Origin of the sequence: Leadbetterella sp. DM7 (assembly GCF_040829825.2) — a bacterium.
Classification (GTDB): domain Bacteria; phylum Bacteroidota; class Bacteroidia; order Cytophagales; family Spirosomataceae; genus Leadbetterella.
Map to the genome: position 1 here is coordinate 21,428 of NZ_JBFOLH020000014.1, position 19,517 is coordinate 40,944.

Below are 19,517 nucleotides of genomic sequence, written 5' to 3' on the forward strand. Positions count from 1 at the left end.
AAGAATTTCCCCTTTTTTCATTTTGGCCGCAAATATTAATTCTCACTTTGTTTTTTATGTGCTTTCAAAAATTATAAATTTGTTGAGTAATCATCTCCTGATGATTCGTGCTTTCCTAAACGATCCGTATTTATGACTGAAAAACTAAAAAACCATCTGCAGGGTGACAAGCAGATCTGGTGGATATTAGGGCTCCTGTCCCTCATCAGCGTGGTAACGGTATACAGCAGCATCAGCAGCCTGGCCTACCGCCAGGCGGGCGGTAATACGGAAGCGGTTATTTTCCGGCATTTTCTTTTCCTGGTCATCGGTATCGTGGTTACCTACTTTGTACATAAGATTGATATATCGCGCTATGCCCATATTGCCAAGATATTGCTTTATATTTCCCCTTTTCTGCTGTTGTATACCCTGATGTTCGGGGTAAGCATCGGCAATGCCCGGCGCTGGATCAACGTCATGGGGCTTTCTTTCCAGACCGCAGACTTCGTTAAGCTGGTGCTGATCGTGAACCTGGCCGCCATGCTGGCCAGTAAGATCCATATTGAATACAAGCGGAAAGACCTGCTGGAGATCATCGCCTGGTGCGGGCTGATTGTTTTTCTTATTTCCCTTTCCAGCTTCTCTTCGGCCATTATCCTGGGCTTTACCTGCTTCATCATCATGTGGATAGGCAAAGTTCCGGGCAGGTACCTGCGGGCGCTGTCGTTCGTTATCCTGGGCGTGATCTCCTTTGCCCTGATAGCCGGGTTCCTCATCAAGCTGACCACCGGCAAAGAGATCGGGCGGGTATCTACGGTGATTGACCGTACCGAAGGCTTTGTGGGCCGCGACCTGGACCGTGACGGGTACGTGGGCGGCTACCTCGGCGGGAAAAGCAGCCAGAAAAACTTTGCCCATGTGGCCATTGCCCGGGGGGGCATCCTGGGCGTAGGGCCGGGAAACAGCAGCCAGAAAAATGTGCTGCCCGAAGCTTATTCCGACTATATTTACTCTATTGTCATTGAAGAATACGGCCTCATCGGCGGGGTGGTGGTGCTGGCATTGTATCTCTGGCTGCTGGCCAGGGGCATTTCCAACATTGACTACACCGAACGGGCATTCGGCGGCCTGCTTTGCGTAGGCCTGACGCTGCTGCTCGTTTTCCAGGCCTTTGCGCACATGGCCATCAACGTGGGGCTCGGGCCTGTAACCGGGCAAACGCTCCCGCTGATCAGCCGCGGGGGTACCTCCGCCCTGTTCTCCTTCATTGCCATAGGCATTGTTTTAAGTGTCAGTAAACATTCCAAAACCCGGAACGCATGAAAGTAATTATATCCGGAGGCGGTACCGGCGGACATATCTACCCGGCAGTAGCCATAGCCAATGAGCTGAAACGTCAGCGGCCTGACGCCGGGATCCTCTTTGTGGGGGCCCTCGGGAAGATGGAAATGGAGAAAGTTCCGCGCGAAGGGTATACCATTGTGGGGCTGCCTGTGGCGGGCTTTAACCGTTCAAACCTCCTGGCAAACGTAACCTTTCCCTTCAAGCTGTTCAGCAGCCTGCTGAAAGGCTACAAGGTGGTGAAGTCGTTCCGGCCCGATATTGCCGTGGGCGTGGGCGGTTTTGCCAGTGGGCCTACCCTGCGCATGGCCGGTTTGCTGGGCGTAAAAACCCTTATCCAGGAACAGAACTCCTACGCCGGGGTAACCAACAAAATCCTGGCCCGCAAGGCAGAAAAGGTGTGTGTGGCTTATCCCGATATGGATCAGTTCTTTGATGCTTCAAAGATTGTATTTACCGGTAACCCCGTACGGAATGATATGCTGCTCTCCGGGATCAGCTCCGAAGAGGCCAGGAGCCATTTCGGGCTCGATCCGCAGAAACCCGCCCTGCTCATTATTGGCGGCAGCCTCGGAGCCCTGAGCATTAACCGCGCTGTGGCCGCCGGGCTGGATGCCCTTACAGGGGCCGGGCTGCAGGTGATCTGGCAAACCGGGAAACCCTTCGTTGAAGAAGCCCGGGCGCTTGCCAAAGACAGGCCGGGCGTTTTTGTATCTGATTTTATCTACGAAATGGATAAGGCCTATGCCGCTGCCCGCCTGGTGGTCTCACGCGCCGGCGCCCTGGCCGTATCCGAGCTTGCACTGATCGGCAAGGCGTCTATCCTGGTGCCTTTCCCCTATGCGGCAGAAGACCACCAGACCAAAAATGCAGAGAGCCTGAGCCGGAAAAATGCAGCGTTGCTCATTCCCGACAGCCGGGTAAACGAAGAGCTTGTGCCTGCCGTGACCACCCTCCTGGCCGATCCTGACCGGATAGCCGCCATGGAAAACGCCATTAAAGCCTTTGCCCGGCCCAAAGCCGCTGAAGATATTGTAAACGAGATCCTTAAACTGGTAGAGAAATGAAACTATTTTTATCGGAAAATACGGTAGATTATACTACTTACACGTTCAACTATGCTCTTTATGCCGTAAAAGAATCGCAGGAGGAGTTAAGTGAGCTCTACAACAGGGGCTTCCTTCCCTATACCGGGAATTCGGCCCTCAGCCACGAGGTCTATTACTTTGCCCGGAGCCTGCGGGTCAACCTGGAAAAATTTGACGATACCTCGGAGAACCGGCGGGTCAGCCGCCTCGTGGAGCCGCTTGAGATAACCATGAACCTGATTCCCAAACAGGAATTTGACACGGCTAACCCCGAGTTCATGGCCTTTTGCGAAGGCTATATCAATGAGCGGATCGGTGAAGACAACATGAGCATGGAACGGTGGAACTACATCCTGAGCCGCGAGACCGGCACCCATCTTTTCGAGTTCCGCCGGGCCGACAAAATTATGGGTTACGTGCTGGGCGCCGTCAATGACGATATGGTGCATTACTGGTTTGCTTTCTTTGATACGGAATATATGCGGACCCACTCGCTCGGCAAATGGATGATGTGGAAGGTGATTCGCTGGGCCAAAGAAAACGGCCGCCGGCATGCCTACCTGGGCACCGCCTACAAACCTGCCGCCCTGTACAAGATACGGGACCACAAAGGGCTGGAATTCTGGGACGGCACCCGCTGGAACGAAGACGTGAAGACCCTGAAAGAATGGTGTCAGACCGATCTTGAGCCGAAAACGGCCGACCGCTTCAAGAGCATGGAGAATCCCGACGAATACCTGGATACGTTATGAAAAAGCCGGATTTTAAAACCGTATTTCATACCATAGGCGGGGTAGCCCTCGCCGCCCTGGCCCTGTTCCTGGTCTTCTCATCGGCCAAAAGCGATGCCGCCAGGCGCTGTGAAGGCCTGATCATCCGTATACAGGAAGACGACCGCCAGCTCCTGGTTAAAAAAGCCGATGTGGAGAAATGGGCTACCCGCGAAGGCACCGAACCGCTGACCGGGCAGTCGCTGGCTTCCATTGACCTTAAAAAACTGGAAAGACGGGTGGAAAACAGCGGGATAATCCGCGATTGCCAGGCCTATGTTGACCTGAAAGGGAAGCTGATACTTGATGTACAGGTCTACAAGCCCATAGCACGTATCCTTGGGGACGGCGGGTTCCCCGACCGGTATATGGATGAAAAAGGGCATTTTTTCCCGGTCTCTAAAAACTTCACTCCTACCGTATTGCTGCTGAGCGGCTACTACTTCCGGGATAAGAAAGGCCTGGAGTCGGCACAAAACCAGGACCTCCTTAAGCTGGTCAATACCATTACCGGTGACGAGTTCTGGAATGCCCAGATCACACGAATGGACGTGGACCGGTACAAGGAAATACAAATGGAACCGTTATTGGGAGAAAACATCATTGAATTCGGCCGGCCGGAGAAAATTCAGACCAAGCTGGAGAAGCTGCTGGTGTTTTATAAAAAAATACTGCCCCGTGAGCAGTGGAGCTCTTTTAGTCACGTAAGTGTTAAATATGACGGGCAGATAGTGTGTAAGTAGGTAATTTTAAGTAAGTTTACAGTGATTAATCAATCTAAACAACAAACGGCTATGGAGGAGGGCAAGTGTTTCATAGGACTGGAGATAGGAAGTTCGAAGATCGCCGCTGTGGTAGGACTGCAGCAGCAAAAGAAAATAAAGGTGATCGGCTTCAGCGAGCGGCAGATTTCGCCGACCGATGAAGTACTGAGGTTTGGAAACGTGGAAAATGCGCAGATCACCAGCGAATTTATCGGGGAAGTGCTGGATGACCTGGCCGGTGATTTTGAAAGATCAGACTACGAATTCCAGCTGAACACCGTAAACATCAACATCACCAACCTTTCGCTCAACACCCATTCCAAAAACACCCGGGTGGTGACCTCCGGGGGAATGAACAGGATCCTGCAGGACGATGTCAACCGGCTCACCGACGACGCCAACCGCTCGTTTAAAGCCCCCGCAGGCCATACGGTCCTCCACAGCCTTCCCAAAGACTTTTACGTGGGCGACGAGAAAGCCTCAGGCACCATTGTAGGCAAAATAGGCAACATGCTAAGCGGTGACTTTAACTTTATCACCACCAAGTCAGATAACCTTCATTACCTCCTGGAATGTGTTAACCAGGTACCCGCCAAGGGAACCACCTCCGGTTTCCTGAACGTGGAAAACGTGATACTCAATACCATTGCCGACAGCTGCGCGCTCCTGAACAATTCGTCAGAAGAGCCCGAAACCAAGCGCGACGGCGTGGCCATTGTCAATATTGGCGCTGAAATGACCCAGATCAGCGTTTACCACGGCAACAGCCTCCGGTACCAGTCGGCTATTCCCATCGCCGGCAACTCCATTAACCACGACCTGGAGAAGGCCTTCGGCATTACTTTCCAGGAAGCTGAGCTTCTGAAAAAAGTGTGCGGCAGCATCCCGCCATCGGTTACCGAAGAATCGCCCGTGATCGTTATTGAGCGCAAATTCGGGATGCCGGCCAAAGAGGTTTACCTCAAAAATGCCGTAACCGTAGCCGAATGGAGGCTGCGGGAAATTGCCACGCTGGTCAGTGCCGAACTGCAGCGTTCGGGCTACAAAGGACACCTCCTGAACGGCATTGTGCTTACCGGGGGAACCTCCCTGTATGTGAATATCGCAGGCATCTTTGCGCAGGTATGTAAAAATGTGATTGTACGCCCTACCCTGTTCAATACCGCTATTGATTTCAACGGGTTTGATACGCTGAGAAATCCCAAATACTCTACCCTTCTTGGGCTGATCACCGCACCGGCCTTCCCTTTTGACCGGCGGGTAGATAACCGTATCCTGACCCCGCGGCCCATTGTAAACATGCACCCCCGGCCTGAAAAAGAAGCGGCGCCGTCGGCCGAGCCTGACAAGGCCACCGGCAGCATATTCAGCTTTATGGGCGGCATTTTCCGGAAGCCTACCAATGATCTTAATGATGAATATAACGTGCAAAATGTAAAATGATATTCGAACCTAACTACGAGATACAGTTGAAATCCAACCTGAATAAAATCATCAAAGTGATAGGAGTAGGCGGTGCCGGCTGCAACGCCATGCTCAACATGTATAATCACGGCATGCGCGACGTAGACTTTGTGGCCTGCAATACCGACCAGCAGGTACTGAACCAGTTCCCGGAAGATGTGGTGAAGATCCAGCTGGGCGCTGAACTGACCAAAGGCCTCGGAGCAGGTACCCACTGGGAAGTGGGCCGCGATGCCGCCCTGGAAAGCGAAGAGGCCATTCGCGGCGTAATGGGCGCCCCTACCGAAATGGTATTCATCACGGCCGGTATGGGCGGTGGTACCGGAACCGGCGCCGCACCCGAAATTGCCCGCGTAGCCCGTGAGCTCGGCCGCCTGACCATAGGTGTGGTCACCGACCCCTTCCGGCACGAAGGTACCCACAAGCTGGAACAGGCCTTGAACGGTATCGAAAAGCTGAAGGAATTCTGCGACACCGTATTGATCATTAAAAACGACCGCCTCGCCGATATGTTCGCCGATATGGACATTGAAACCGCCTACAAAATGGCAGACGAGGTGCTGGCCGGTGGTGTAAAAAGCATTGCCGAGCTCATCACCTGGCCCGGGGTGATCAACCTTGACTTTGCCGATGTGAAAACCGTATTGGGAGAAGCCGGCCACGCCGTGATGGGCACAGCCGAGGCCTCCGGGCCCGAACGGGCTTTCCAGGCCATTGAAAAGGCATTGAGCTCGCCCCTGCTGGAAAACAACAATATCCGGGGTGCCAAGCGCATCCTGGTTTCCATGGCCTATTCAGACGAGCTTCCGGAGTACAAGATCAAAATGTCTGACCAATCCAAGATCATGGATTTTGTGGAAACGCAGATCCGCTCCCAGGCCCAGATATTCAAGCACGGCTATGCGGTAGACCGCAGCCTGAAAGATAAGATCAGGGTGACCATTGTGGCAGCTAAATTTGAGAACCACGACGCCGCTCAGCCGGTGAAAGCAGCTGCACCGGAAGAAGTGCGCCTGGGCAAAGGCATCCACTCGGTTATCCCGGAAAAACCGCGGAAAGCACCCAAGGCACCTGTGGCCGGCCAGTTTGACCTCTTTGCTGCCGACAGCAAGCTGGTGCGCCTGTACGAAGAATTTGTGCAGGAAATTCCCGATTACGATATTCTCCGGGCCAATCCTTCGTACCAGCGTTTGCAGGCCGTTTTACTCGACGACAACGAAATAGAAGCCCGGGCACCCGGAAAGGTACGCCTGAAAGAGCTGTACGATAACCTGGTGAACCAGAACCTGATCAGCTAAACAAACCGCCCCTTAAGCTCTTCAAAGGCCTTAAGGGGTTTTTCATTCCTGTACAGCACATCGTGTGCAAACTTTACAATGGGCAGATCAACCCGGTAAACCCGGTTGATCTGCTCAATGCATTTTGTAGCATAATAACCCTCAGCAATCATCTTCAGCTCTACCTGGGCGGCTTTTACCGAATATCCCCTGCCAATCATATTACCGAAGGTACGGTTGCGGCTGAACTGGCTGTAGCAGGTCACCAGCAGGTCTCCCAGGTAAGCCGACACATTCACATTTCTTTTGAGCGGGCTTACCGTATCCAGGAAACGCTCTATTTCTATAATGGCATTTGACACCATGACCGCCTGGAAATTATCGCCGGCGCCCACCCCGTGCGCTATACCGCACGACATGGCCACAATATTCTTCATCACCGCAGCGTATTCCACGCCATGGATATCGGTCAGGAAAGACGTTTTCACAAAACGGCAGGTCAGGAGGCGGGCAAAGCTCTCTGCCGTTTCGGTACCCGAAGAGGCTATGGTAATGTAGGAATATTTCTCCAGGGCAATCTCTTCGGCATGACAGGGCCCGGCAATAGCGCCGATATTTTCCGGTAAAACATCAAAATTCTCCGAAAACCAGTCGGTCACCAGCTGGCTGGTGCTGGGGATGATCCCCTTCACCCCTGAAATTATTTTTTTCCCGGCAAACCAGGCAGGATCAGCGTCTTTCAGCGCTTCTTCAACAAATGCGGAGGGTACCGCCAGGATAACCCACTCTACCCCTTTCAGAGCTTCTTTCAGCTGGGTATAGGGCTTTACTTTAGACGGGTGCAGCTCCACGCTGCTAAGGTAATGCGGGTTATGGTGGAATTTCCGGATATGTGCCACGGCATCCGTATCCCGCATCCACCACTTCACTTTTACGTTGTTTTCCGTTAATATCTTAATAAGGGCAGTAGCCCAGCTCCCTCCCCCGATAACCGCTATCTGTTTTGAAAATACCATAGTCTGCTGACTTTAAATAGATTAACCTGCCCGTTGTGGCGTCTTCCGGTTTTCAGGCTATCAAAACTAAGCTATTAACACTTTGTTAGCAAAACCTTTTCGTCTATTCTCCATCTAATAAGCAAAACCTAAACAATTACGGCAATGAAAAAGTGGATGGCATTTGTGATAATATTCTTCGCTGCAATTTCGGTAAAAGCGCAATATGTAGACGGACCGGACCGGTACTTCTACGAAGAAGAATTTGACTGGCGTTGGGATGTACGGGTCAGGATCTCTGATGGTATCCGCTCGGGATATCTTACCAACCGGGAGGCCAACCGCCTGTACAAAAGACTGGAGGCCATTGAACGCAAAGAATGGGCTTTCCAATCCGATGGCTATTACAGCAGTTGGGAACAAGATGAGATATGGATGGATGTGGTAGATCTTAACCGGGCCATCGGCCTGGAGCTGAGCGACTGGGACAGGAGATATTACGGGTATACCGGTGTAGTCATCACCGGTCCGCTTCACTGGTACTTCGGCCCCGCCTACGACTTCTACCGTTTTGACAAACGGGGCTACGGAAGCATCCGGCTGGGCTATGTCCCCAGAAGCTATTACCCGGTGAAGCACGTATATTATACACACAGAGATAATTATACGTCTAACTGGAGTCGTCGTCCGGAAAGAATCGTTACTTCTTCAAGGACCAGTTCGGGTTCCAGGGGATATTCAGAGAGAAGAGTGGAGGGTTCGCGCTCCATGGCTCCCGAGAGGGCGTCTACCTCTGAAAGCCGGTCATCGCGCAGTCCTGAAAGATCTTCAGGGAGAATCATGGAGCCTTCCCGGTCTGCTGCTCCGGAGAGAGCGGCTACCGGCGAACGGTCAGGTTCAGTAAGGCCGGAGGGTTCACGGATGGAGTCGCGGGTGGAATCAGGCAGCCGGCCTGAGCGTAGCTCCGGCAGCGTTGAACGGTCAGGAAGCAGAGTGGGTACCACCGAAAAAGCCAAAAGCTCGGTAGAAAGCAGAAGCAGCAACTCCAGGAGTTCAGGCGTGTCTTCTTCTAACCGCTCTGCCCGTACAGAAAGCGGTTCACCGGCCCGCAGCTCTTCTTCCAGAAGTGCAGGCAGCCGCAGCAGAAACTAAATACAACAGGTACTAAAACAGAGACGGCCTCCCAAACGGGGGGCCGTTTTATTTCCATAAGACGGGTTTCAGGAGAGACTTCTATTAACCTGGAACGGGTTGTTTCAGAAGACGGCATGCTTTTAATACCGGGGTTGTTCAATAACACCCAGGAATACGGGGGCTTCGGCAAGCATAAGTGCACTGCCGATGTTGGGGTAGAGGGTGAAACGGTCTAATTCGGAAAGGGGCAGCCAGGCAATTTCTTCGGCTTTGGTTTCAGCCGGGTTTAGCTGCGGTTCTCCGGGAAAATCCCCGCATTTAAAAATAAAATGGATGGTGTTTTCACCTCGGTGCATTACTTCAGCCACGTGAAGAACCTCGCCCGGCCGGCAACGGATACCCAATTCTTCTTCCAGCTCACGGACCAGGGCCGATTCAAGCTCTTCCCCGAATTCGAGGTTCCCGCCGGGAAGGGCATAGATAATGCCCCCGGAATAGGTATATTTTAAGGTAAGTACCCGGTGATCGCGGACAATATATGCGCCGGGCCTTATTCTCATTTCCACTGGTTAAAATTATACCCTATGCCCAGCATGGTCCTGAAAAGGCCGGCATCCATCTGTCGTACGGCATAAGGCGAGATCTCAAAGGCAATATGCAGGCGTTTGAATTTATCAAAAGGCCTCACCTTTACGCCGGCATTGATGAAGTACCCTTCTACCGGGTTATAGTTGTTAAACATATTGTAAAAATTAAGCTTAACCCCCGCTCCGGCATAGTAATCGGACCGCTCGGTACTGTACACGGTAAATTGCGGGGAGATCTCTCCCGTAACCGAGGTAAAGTACGAATTGGTAAAAATACGGAAATCGGCCCAAAACAGGTTATTCGGATTGGAGCTTATCCCCAAAACGGAGTTGAAGGGATAATATACAATACTTTGTGCAGATGCGCTGCCCGACAGCAGCAGGGCAAAACCTAAAACCAAAGCCCTGAACGGCCTGTTAAAAATTCTTCGCGGAGATTGGCTCATGCGTATTCGACTCGATGACGTTATTTATTTTTTCTATTACTCTCAGGAATATATCGAGTTCATCCTTGGAAACGGTCTTCATGACCCGGTTATTAAACTCCAATACTCCTTCACGGGCAAAATTACGCTTTTCTTTCCCAACATCCGTTAAAAAGACATTGACAAATCGCTTATCGTTGGGGTCGGTTTCCCGGTAAATCCAGCCTTTCTCTTCGAGTGACTTCAGCATACGGGTCAGGCTGCGGGCTTCCATCCCGATCTGCGGGCCTATTTTGGTGGCAGGGGTACCCTTTTCGATATCGATATTCAACAATACATATCCTATTGACATGGTCATGTCTTCTGCCGCTGCATAGATATTGTACATCCGGGAGATGGCATGCCATACCCACTTAATGTGAAAATCCAGCGTCTTGTCTTTCTTCATCATGGTAAAATTTCCCAAAGCTAAGCATTCTACGATCGTATGCAAGCATACTACCGAAATTGTTTGGTTTGCGGCAGGTATCGCGAAGGTCGACCCGGATATAACACATGCTGTTGGGTTAAAACAGCTTTATCGTATCGTTCAGGAGCACGTAAACCATGAGCGCAAGCAACAGGAAGGTCCCCACCTGCTGGGTTCTTTCCAGGAATTTCTCGGAAGGAGCTTTCCCGGCAATCATTTCATAGAGCAACATGATCACATGCCCTCCGTCAAGTGCAGGAATAGGCAGCGCATTCATAAAAGCCAGCGCCATGGAAAGCATCCCCGTGAGTATCCAGAACTTCTCCCAGTCCCAGGCCGGAGAAAACATCTGAGCCAGTCCTACCGGGCCGGTAAGCGCATTTCTGGGAGAAATATGGCCTTTAAAAATACGGGCAAAGCCGTTGATCTGCTGGGGTATGATGCTCAGTGCCTCGGTTGAGCCGACTACCACCGCCTGACCCATGGTGAATTCTGATTTGGTTATATTCAGAAGCGGGTTCATGGTAAAGCCTATGGTTGAATCGGCACTGACAGTAGGATTAATGGTCAGCGGAGTACCGTTACGCAGGATGCCCAGCTCTACTTTTTTCCCGACATTGGCCTTCAGCTTCGGACTGAACAACTGGTAGTATTTTACCGGCTCGCCATTGAGACTGACAATCTTATCGCCTACCCGTAAACCCGACTGCTCGGCGGGGCTTCCTTTACTAACGGCGTATACGTCAAATTCAAACAGGGGCGATATGAACATCTTTTTCCGGGCCACATCGTTGATCAGCTCGTTGGGAACAAAGATATCCAGGGTCTGTGAGTCGCGCTGAACCGTGAAAGTTGTATTTTCATTTACAATAGCGGTGGTGATATCGCTATAGTTCTTAAAATCATGCCCGTTTATCTTAATGATCTTGTCGCCGGTTTTCAACCCGATCTGCTCGGCCATCGGATAAGCATAGATCCCTGCTTTATTGAGTTCTGATTTGGCATAGTCGGTATCTCCCCACACGTATTTCACGCCTGAATAGATCATCATGCCGAGGATCACGTTCACAATAATACCGCCCAGCATTACAAAAAGCCGTTGCCAGGCCGGTTTTGAGCGAAATTCCCAGGGTTGGGGTTCAGCTGCCAGCTGCGAGGCATCTTTGGTTTCATCCACCATTCCGGCTATATCTACATATCCGCCCAGCGGGAACCACCCCAGGCCGTATTCGGTATCGCCGATTTTCTTTTTCCAGAGGGAAAAATTAAGTACGTTGGGAAGGGGGAAAAGGAAGTCGAAAAAGATATAAAATTTATTGACCCTGATCTTAAAGATCCTTGCAAAAAGGAAGTGTCCGAACTCGTGGAGACCTACCAGAATAGTCAACGCCAGCAAAAGCTGGGCTGCCATGATTAATCCATTCATATATTTTTAGTATACGCTACAAGAAGGGTAACGCCGTTTCTGTTAATAAAATTCACATAACTAAAAAACACCCATTTAGATAACGGGTGTTTTTTTATCTGTCTGACAAAATTACGCAAATTATTCGGGTTTTGATAAACTGGCCCCAATAAACTCCCTGTTCAGGCGGGCAATGTTTTCCAGCGATATCTCTTTCGGGCATTCGGCTGAGCAGGCGCCCGTGTTGGTACAGGAGCCGAAGCCTTCGGCATCCATCTGTGCCACCATGCTGAGGGCGCGGGCTTCTCTTTCCGGCTGGCCCTGTGGCAGGAGCGCCAGCTGCGAAACTTTAGCCGATACAAACAGCATGGCTGAAGCGTTTTTACAGGCCGCCACACAGGCACCGCAACCGATACAGGCCGCTGCCGCAAACGAGAGGTCGGCCTTGTCTTTACCGATAGGCAGGTTATTGGCATCCTGGGCGTTACCGGTGTTAACGGAAACATACCCGCCGGAAGCAATGATCCGGTCGAAGGCCGTACGGTCTACCACCAGGTCTTTGATCACCGGGAAAGCCGCTGCTCTCCACGGTTCCACCACAATGGTATCTCCGTCTTTAAAGCTCCGCATATGCAGCTGGCAGGTGGTTACTCCTTCCAGCGGGCCGTGCGGCCGGCCGTTGATATACATCGAGCACATTCCACAGATACCTTCGCGGCAGTCGTGGTCAAAAGCAATGGGCTCTTTATTTTCGTGAATCAGCTCCTCGTTCAGTACGTCAAACATCTCCAGGAAGGACATATCCGGCGAAACATTCTCTACTGTGTAGTCTTCCAAGCGCCCCTTAGATCCGGTATTTTTTTGTTTCCAAACCTTCAGGTGTATTGTCATATTCTCGTTACTCATTGTACTACGATAGTTTAGATTATTTATAATTACGCTGGGCTATTTTGATGTTCTCGTACACCAGGTCTTCCTTATGAAGAGTCCAGTCGCTTTCCTTATTAAATTCCCATGCCGAAACAAACATGAAGTTTTCATCATCACGCTTGGCCTCACCACCGTCTTCCTGGTATTCTTCGCGGAAGTGCCCGCCACACGATTCCTTCCTGTCTAACGCATCAATACACATGAGCTCGCCCAGCTCCAGGAAATCGGCTACACGGCCCGCTTTATCCAGTTCCGGGTTAAATTCGTCGATATCGCCGGTCACCCGCAGGTCTTTCCAGAATTCTTTCCGCAGCTCACGGATCTCACCGATAGCCTCGGTTAGTCCCTGCTCATTCCGGGCCATGCCGCATTTTTCCCACATGATATGGCCCAGGCGCTTATGGAACGATTCCGGGCTCTGTTTCCCGTTAATGTTCTTCAGGGTTTCCAGGCGTTCTTTCACGTGCTGCTCTGCCGCTGCGAAAGCCTCGTGATCAGTAGGAATAGGTTTGGTACGAATCTCGCTTGAGAGGTAGGCACCAATGGTAATCGGGATCACAAAGTAGCCGTCAGACAGCCCCTGCATCAGGGCCGATGCCCCGAGGCGGTTGGCGCCGTGGTCAGAGAAGTTGGCTTCGCCCAGTGCGTACATGCCGGGAACGGTGGTCATCAGGTTATAGTCTACCCACAGGCCGCCCATGGTATAGTGTACCGCAGGGTAAATCTTCATCGGCACTTCATAGGGGTCTTCACCGGTGATCTGCTTGTACATGTCAAACAGGTTACCGTATTCTTCTTTCACCACTTCTTTACCCAGTCTTACGAGGGTTTCAAGATCCGGGTTTTCTATGTTGAGCCGGGAGGCTTCTGCCCGCCCGTATTTATTGATCAGGTTATACCGGAAATCGAGGTAAACCGCCTGCTTGGTGGTGCCTACGCCGTATCCGGCATCGCAACGCTCTTTGGCCGCCCTGGAGGCAATATCGCGGGGCACCAGGTTACCGAAAGCCGGGTATCTTCTTTCGAGGTAATAGTCACGGTCTTCTTCCGGGATGTCGTTGGCGGCCCGGGTTTCGTCTTTCTTCTTCGGCACCCAGATCCGGCCGTCGTTCCGGAGTGATTCTGACATCAGGGTCAGCTTCGACTGGTGGTCGCCCGATACCGGGATACACGTAGGGTGAATCTGCGTAAAGCAGGGGTTACCGAAGAAGGCACCTCTCTTGTGCGCTTTCCACGCGGCGGTAACGTTGCTGCCCATGGCGTTGGTAGACAGGTAAAATACGTTTCCGTATCCCCCGGTGCACAGCAGCACGGCATGGCCAAAGTAACGCTCCAGCTTACCGGTGGTCAGGTTCCGGGCAATGATACCGCGGGCCTTTCCGTCAATGATCACCACATCCAGCATTTCGTGGCGGGAGTACATTTTTACAGCCCCCAGGCCTACCTGGCGTTCCAGGGCCGAATAGGCACCCAGCAGCAATTGCTGGCCGGTTTGCCCGGCAGCGTAAAAGGTTCTTTTTACCTGCACCCCGCCGAAAGAGCGGTTTTTAAGCATCCCGCCGTAATCGCGTGCAAAAGGTACCCCCTGTGCCACGCACTGGTCAATGATGTTGGCCGAAACCTCCGCCAGGCGGTGCACGTTGGCCTCACGCGAGCGGTAGTCTCCCCCTTTTACGGTATCGTAAAACAAACGGTAAACCGAGTCACCGTCGTTCTGGTAATTTTTTGCGGCGTTGATCCCCCCCTGGGCAGCAATAGAGTGTGCCCGGCGCGGAGAATCCTGAAAGCAGAAAGCTTTAACCTGGTAGCCCATTTCGGCCAGTGAAGCGGCGGCTGACGCTCCTGCAAGCCCCGTACCCACTACAATAATTTCCAGGTTTCTTTTGTTGGCAGGGTTAACCAGGGGAATAGTCGACTTGTATTTTGTCCACTTTTCGGCTATCGGCCCCTGAGGTATCTTAGCATCCAGTTTTGAAGATGTCATATCTGAAACGAATGATTATTTAAAGAAATAGAAATAAAGCGGCATGGCTGCGTACCCGATGGGAATCAGTATACCGAATACCCATACACCGATGCCCTTGATCAGGGGGGTGTATTTGGAATGATTCAGACCCAGCGTCTGGAAAGCACTCTGGAAACCGTGAACCAGGTGGAATGCCAGGGCAAACATGGCCAGGACATAGAAAAGTACCAGGCCGATATTCTGGAATGCATACGAAACCACCTTATAAAGGTCTTTCACCACCACTATGCGTGTACCTGCTGCTTCATTAAAGGTTTCCAGCTTTTTCACTTCCTGCGTATAACCGGCCGGCATATCTGCTGTTGTAACAGCACCGGTGCTCAGCTGTTCGGTATACTGCACGTAAGGCAGGTTTTCAAAGTGGAATTTGTACCAGAAATCGCTCATGTGCACTACGATGTACACCAGCAGGATAGTGCCCAGGATGGCCATGTTCCGGCTGTAAGGCGACGACTGGTTTTTGTTCATTACATAACCTACCGGCCTTGCCTGGCGATTTTTATAGGTAATGTACAATCCCCAGAAGGCGTGAAACAGAATAAGGAAATAGTTCACATACGAAACCACCTTAATGACAGGGAAGGTGGTCATGAAAACGGCGTATGTATTGAAGGCGTAACCCCCATCGTGTTTAAACAACTGAAAGTTACCGGAAAGGTGTACCACAAGGAAGGTACACAAGAATAAACCTGTAAGCGCCATCAGTACTTTTTTACCGATAGAGCTTGTAAGGGTTTTGGTTAACCAGGACATAATGAATGTTTTAAAGTAGAGCTAAAATACTTAGAATAATCCAATTAGTTACAGAGCCTCAAAGCTAGCGGATTATTGTTTTAGAATCAATCTAAATTCGGGTCAATCCCGTCAGTTGATGATATCAAAACCGCAGTAAGGCCGTAACACTTCGGGAACGATGATCCCTTCCGGTGTCTGGTTGTTTTCCAGGATAGCCGCCAGGATACGGGGCAGGGCCAGGGCCGAGCCGTTCAGCGTATGCAGCAGCTGTGACTTACCGTCTACTTTATAGCGCAGCTTCAGGCGATTGGCCTGGTAGGTTTCAAAGTTGGATACGGAGCTCACTTCCAGCCAGCGCTCCTGGGCGGCCGAGAAGACCTCGAAGTCAAAGGTAAGCGCCGATGTGAAGCTCATATCACCGCCGCATAAGCGCAGGATACGGTACGGCAGGCTGAGCTTTTCCAGCAAACCGCGTACGTGGCCCAGCATTTCTTCCAGGGCCGCGTAGGAGTTTTCAGGGGTGGTAATCTGTACAATTTCCACTTTATCAAACTGGTGCAGGCGGTTCAGTCCGCGTACGTGGGCACCCCAGCTTCCGGCCTCTCTTCTGAAACAGGGCGTATAGCCGGCGTGCTTCACCGGGAGGTCATTTTCATTCAGGATGACATCGCGGTACATATTGGTGATGGGCACTTCGGCCGTAGGGATCAGGTAGAGGTCATCGGCCGTGGCGTGGTACATCTGCCCTTCTTTGTCAGGCAGCTGGCCTGTACCGAAACCCGAGGCGGCATTGATCACCACAGGGGGCTGCACTTCGAGGTAGCCGGCTTTATCGGCTTCGTTCAGGAAGAAGTTGATCAGTGCCCGCTGAATCTTTGCCCCTTTTCCTTTGTAAAAAGGAAACCCGGCCCCGGTCACTTTATTTCCCAGGTCAAAGTCAATGATATCGTATTTTTTAATCAGCTCCCAGTGCGGCAGGGCACCTTCTCCGAGTACGGGAACGGTTCCTCCTTTTTCCGTTTCCTCGTTTTCTTCCGGCGTTCTGCCTTCAGGCACCGATGCATGCGGGAGGTTCGGAAGAGTGACCATTACCTCCTGGAGGGTTTCTTCTGCTTTCTTCAAAGCGGCTTCCAGCTCTTTGGACAGCTCTTTCAGCTCAGCGGTCTGCGCCTTCAGCTTTTCGGCTTCTTCTTTTTGTCCTGACTTCATCAATCCGCCGATCTCCCGGGCCAGCCCGTTGGCCTGCGCCAGGGTACTGTCGAGCCTCGACTGGATGTCTTTGCGCTGGTTATCCAGGTCAATGGCCTGGTTCACCACCCGTGAAGCGTCTTTAAAATGTTTCTTTTCCAGTCCGGCTATGGCTGCCGGAAGGTTTTCCCTGATATAGTTCAATTGTAACATATCTTCTATTTTTCAAAGGTGAAAAGCCCTTCATTGAGTGCTTCGAGGGCCAGGTTTTTATGTTTGGTATCTACCAGTATCGAAACGTTATGTTCTGATGCCCCGTAAGAGATCATCCGCACAGGGATATCCTTTAAGGCTTCGAGAATACGGAAGGCCACCCCCGATTTGTCGGCAAAGAACTGGCCTACCACGCAAATGATGGTCTGGTTGCGGTCGTGCTCTTCAAGGTCGGCAAACTGTCCGAGCTCTGCCGAGATAGCTTCCAGGTGCTCTGAGTTATCGATGGTCACCGCCACTGAAACCTCTGAGGTGGTGATCATGTCTACCGGGGTCTTGTATTTTTCAAAGATGTCAAACACCCGCTTCAGGAAGCCGTAGGCATTCAGCATACGGGTAGAGTGGATGTAGATGGCCGTGATGTTATCTTTTGCCGCTATGGCGGTGATCTCGGCTCCTTCAGAGGTACCCGCAGAGATCAGTGTACCCGGCGCTTTGGGCTCCATGGTATTTTTCAGCCTCACGGGCACGCCCCTGAGCTTAGCCGGTGTAATGGTGCTGGGATGCAGGATCTTGGCTCCGAAATACGCCAGCTCAGCAGCTTCTTCAAAGGTAAGGTACCGTACGGGGAACGTACGTTTCACTACACGCGGGTCATTATTGTGCATGCCGTCGATATCCGTCCATATCTGGATCTCCTCAGCGGTAAGCGCTCCTCCCACCAGGGAGGCGGTGTAATCTGAGCCGCCCCGCTTGAGGTTGTCTATGTTTCCTTCGGGATTCCGGCAGATGAAGCCCTGGGTCACCACAACCTGGTAGTTTTCTTTTTCTTCGAGGATGGCTTTCAGCCCGGTTTCAATTTCATTGAAAAGCGGTTCGCCGTCGGCGTCTATTTTCATAAAATCAAGGGCATGGATCAGGGTTACGCTGTCGCCCCGCTCCATGAGGTAGGCCGTAAACAGCTGGGTAGAAAGAATTTCTCCTTCAGCAACCAGCTCTTTGTCCTGCTTCATGGTAAAAGGCTGGTAGGTGGCCAGGTTGGCAATGACGTTAAATTCGGCGCTGATGATCTGACGGCCGCGGTCAAGGCCTTCGGGCGTTTCAAAAAGATCATCAATAAATGCGTGGTAATGGGCTCTCAGGTCATCGATCAGGCTGTTAGCCCGTGCCATATCTTTTTCTTTTAATGCCTGTCCTATTTCCAGGAGCGAGTTGGTACTGCCGGAAAGTGCGGAAAGCACCACCAGTTTCCTGCCCGGGTCAGCGGTTACCAGATCTCTTATCGACTTCATGCGCTCCGGCTTACCTACCGAAGTACCGCCAAATTTCCAAACTTGCATTTTCTATATTCCGTTTAATGTAATCCTAACATTTTAATGGCTGTGATAGCGGCTTCGTCGCCTTTGTTCCCGTGGATTCCTCCGGCCCGGTCAAGCGCCTGCTGGTGGGTATTGGGGGTCAGCACGCCGAATATCACGGGCTTGTTGTATTTGAGGGCTACCTGGGTAAGGCCCTGGGCCACGGCATTATTGATGTAATCGTTGTGCCGGGTTTCTCCCTGGATCACGCAGCCGATGGCGATGACCGCATCAATATCGGGGCGTTGCGCCATCACCTGGGCGCCGAAGCTCAGTTCATAGCTGCCCGGAACAGCCCTTTTTACGATATTTTCCGGCAGAACACCGTGTTTTAAAAGAGTGTTTACGGCTCCCTCTGCCAGGGCCCCGGTAATTTCTTCATTCCATTCTGCTACCAGCACCGCAAATCGCTTATGCGACACGTCGGGTAGCCCTCCGGTAGAGAAAACGCTTAAATTTTTATCTGCAGATGCCATATTTTTAGGAATAAAAAAGGGATAAACACATGGCTTATCCCTTCGATTTTGTCTTTACTTCCATCTTAGTTTCCGCCAAGCTCCGCTTCCAGCTTCGATTTATACTTCTTAGCCAGCACCGATTCAATGGCCGAGGGATATTGCTCAATTAAGGAAGCGTATACCTTCACCGCTTCGCTGTTGTTCCTGGCTTCCTGGTAAGCGTTGCCCAGCTTCATCATGTAACCGGGGGTAGCGTATTTGTTCGGCTTATAATCAGCCGCTTTTTTATAGTATTTGATGGCATCGTCATTCTTACCCAGCTCCAGGTAGCTGTCACCGATCAGGGTATAGGCTCTGGGCTGAAGCACGTCGTCGTTGGCAGAGAATTTCTCCAGCCGGGCAATGGCATCGTTAAATTTACCTTCTTTCATCAGCGCAATACCTGCATACAGGTTAGCCAGATTACCGGCTTTGGTGCTGCTGTAATTATCGGCCACGGAAAGCAGGCCTTCATTACCGCCCTGGCCTTTCAGCGCCTGGCTGGTAGAGTCGGCTTCAAAAGAGTAAACCGCATCAAACAGGGCCGACTGCGCCTCTTTTTCCTGGTTTTTGTTCCAGTAGTTATATCCGAAAAAACCAGCCACTACAGCAAGAATAAGCACCCCTGCTGCCAACGTGAGTTTCTGGTTTCTTTCAAAAAAACTTTCTACTTTAATTACTTCTTTTTTCAGCGCTTCCGAATCTTCTATGAGTTCAATACCTGACTTCGCTTTTTTTGCCATTTTAATTGGTTGTCAAAATTTTGGAGTGCAAATTTATTAAATATATTTAGATTTTTGTGTATGTAGGGGCAATATTTTATCCTTGAAAGGCCGGATGCAGGAATTCATTGAGAGGGAAGGATATTC

The 19,517-nt window shown here is 51.4% G+C and carries 19 protein-coding genes; 7 read left to right on the forward strand and 12 right to left on the reverse strand.

Going from position 1 to position 19,517, the window contains the following annotated elements:
* Positions 1-132 precede the first annotated feature (132 nt).
* From AB2U10_RS14790 to ftsZ, 6 genes are read left to right on the forward strand one after another with little or no spacing between them, the layout of a single operon-like run.
* Positions 133-1,305, forward strand: a complete 1,173-nt coding sequence (locus AB2U10_RS14790) for an FtsW/RodA/SpoVE family cell cycle protein (RefSeq protein ID WP_367915616.1) — start codon at positions 133-135, stop codon at positions 1,303-1,305.
* Complete coding sequence (gene murG, locus AB2U10_RS14795) at positions 1,302-2,390, forward strand: undecaprenyldiphospho-muramoylpentapeptide beta-N-acetylglucosaminyltransferase (protein WP_367915617.1); 1,089 nt, start codon at positions 1,302-1,304, stop codon at positions 2,388-2,390. The genes AB2U10_RS14790 and murG overlap by 4 nt, the downstream gene beginning before the upstream one ends.
* On the forward strand, positions 2,387-3,163 hold the full coding sequence (locus tag AB2U10_RS14800; protein WP_367915618.1) for a GNAT family N-acetyltransferase: 777 nt from the start codon (positions 2,387-2,389) through the stop codon (positions 3,161-3,163). The genes murG and AB2U10_RS14800 overlap by 4 nt, the downstream gene beginning before the upstream one ends.
* Positions 3,160-3,924: a cell division protein FtsQ/DivIB gene (locus tag AB2U10_RS14805; protein WP_367915619.1), complete on the forward strand. Its 765-nt coding sequence runs from the start codon at positions 3,160-3,162 to the stop codon at positions 3,922-3,924. The genes AB2U10_RS14800 and AB2U10_RS14805 overlap by 4 nt, the downstream gene beginning before the upstream one ends.
* 51 nt (positions 3,925-3,975) lie before the next feature.
* Positions 3,976-5,388 (forward strand): cell division protein FtsA, encoded by a 1,413-nt coding sequence (gene ftsA, locus AB2U10_RS14810; RefSeq protein WP_367915620.1) that lies wholly within the window; start codon positions 3,976-3,978, stop codon positions 5,386-5,388.
* Positions 5,385-6,707, forward strand: coding sequence for a cell division protein FtsZ (gene ftsZ / locus AB2U10_RS14815; protein ID WP_367915621.1), 1,323 nt, complete (start codon positions 5,385-5,387; stop codon positions 6,705-6,707). The genes ftsA and ftsZ overlap by 4 nt, the downstream gene beginning before the upstream one ends.
* Here ftsZ and AB2U10_RS14820 read toward each other — a convergent pair.
* The gene (locus AB2U10_RS14820; RefSeq protein WP_367915622.1) at positions 6,704-7,702 is read right to left on the reverse strand and encodes an NAD(P)H-dependent glycerol-3-phosphate dehydrogenase; all 999 of its coding nucleotides are present in this window, start codon (positions 7,700-7,702) and stop codon (positions 6,704-6,706) included. The two genes, ftsZ and AB2U10_RS14820, sit on opposite strands and share 4 nt — an antisense overlap.
* Before the next feature lie 144 nt (positions 7,703-7,846).
* Between AB2U10_RS14820 and AB2U10_RS14825 the strand changes: the two genes are divergently transcribed.
* On the forward strand, positions 7,847-8,833 hold the full coding sequence (locus AB2U10_RS14825; protein WP_367915623.1) for a hypothetical protein: 987 nt from the start codon (positions 7,847-7,849) through the stop codon (positions 8,831-8,833).
* 122 nt (positions 8,834-8,955) lie between these two features.
* Here the strand turns inward: AB2U10_RS14825 and AB2U10_RS14830 are convergent, their stop codons facing one another.
* The 11 genes from AB2U10_RS14830 to AB2U10_RS14880 form a co-directional block, all read right to left on the reverse strand.
* Positions 8,956-9,375: an NUDIX domain-containing protein gene (locus AB2U10_RS14830; protein WP_367915624.1), complete on the reverse strand. Its 420-nt coding sequence runs from the start codon at positions 9,373-9,375 to the stop codon at positions 8,956-8,958.
* Positions 9,372-9,803: a hypothetical protein gene (locus tag AB2U10_RS14835; RefSeq protein WP_367915625.1), complete on the reverse strand. Its 432-nt coding sequence runs from the start codon at positions 9,801-9,803 to the stop codon at positions 9,372-9,374. Before AB2U10_RS14835 ends, AB2U10_RS14830 begins: the two co-directional genes overlap by 4 nt.
* 16 nt (positions 9,804-9,819) lie before the next feature.
* Positions 9,820-10,275, reverse strand: a complete 456-nt coding sequence (locus AB2U10_RS14840) for a MarR family winged helix-turn-helix transcriptional regulator (protein ID WP_367915695.1) — start codon at positions 10,273-10,275, stop codon at positions 9,820-9,822.
* 118 nt (positions 10,276-10,393) lie between these two features.
* On the reverse strand, positions 10,394-11,722 hold the full coding sequence (gene rseP, locus AB2U10_RS14845) for an RIP metalloprotease RseP (protein WP_367915626.1): 1,329 nt from the start codon (positions 11,720-11,722) through the stop codon (positions 10,394-10,396).
* A 120-nt stretch (positions 11,723-11,842) separates the two neighbouring features.
* Positions 11,843-12,592, reverse strand: a complete 750-nt coding sequence (locus tag AB2U10_RS14850; protein ID WP_367915696.1) for a succinate dehydrogenase/fumarate reductase iron-sulfur subunit — start codon at positions 12,590-12,592, stop codon at positions 11,843-11,845.
* Positions 12,593-12,626: 34 nt separating this feature from the next.
* Positions 12,627-14,615, reverse strand: a complete 1,989-nt coding sequence (locus tag AB2U10_RS14855; RefSeq protein WP_367915627.1) for a fumarate reductase/succinate dehydrogenase flavoprotein subunit — start codon at positions 14,613-14,615, stop codon at positions 12,627-12,629.
* 15 nt (positions 14,616-14,630) lie between these two features.
* Entirely contained in the window at positions 14,631-15,410 is a 780-nt protein-coding gene (locus tag AB2U10_RS14860) for a succinate dehydrogenase cytochrome b subunit (protein WP_367915628.1), read from the reverse strand.
* 111 nt (positions 15,411-15,521) lie between these two features.
* Positions 15,522-16,793, reverse strand: coding sequence for a serine--tRNA ligase (gene serS, locus AB2U10_RS14865; RefSeq protein ID WP_367915629.1), 1,272 nt, complete (start codon positions 16,791-16,793; stop codon positions 15,522-15,524).
* A 5-nt stretch (positions 16,794-16,798) separates the two neighbouring features.
* Positions 16,799-18,133, reverse strand: a complete 1,335-nt coding sequence (locus tag AB2U10_RS14870) for an aspartate kinase (protein WP_367915630.1) — start codon at positions 18,131-18,133, stop codon at positions 16,799-16,801.
* Between the two features lie 14 nt (positions 18,134-18,147).
* Positions 18,148-18,627, reverse strand: coding sequence for a 6,7-dimethyl-8-ribityllumazine synthase (gene ribH / locus AB2U10_RS14875; protein ID WP_367915631.1), 480 nt, complete (start codon positions 18,625-18,627; stop codon positions 18,148-18,150).
* 65 nt (positions 18,628-18,692) lie between these two features.
* Positions 18,693-19,391, reverse strand: coding sequence for a tetratricopeptide repeat protein (locus AB2U10_RS14880; protein WP_367915632.1), 699 nt, complete (start codon positions 19,389-19,391; stop codon positions 18,693-18,695).
* Positions 19,392-19,517 lie beyond the last annotated feature (126 nt).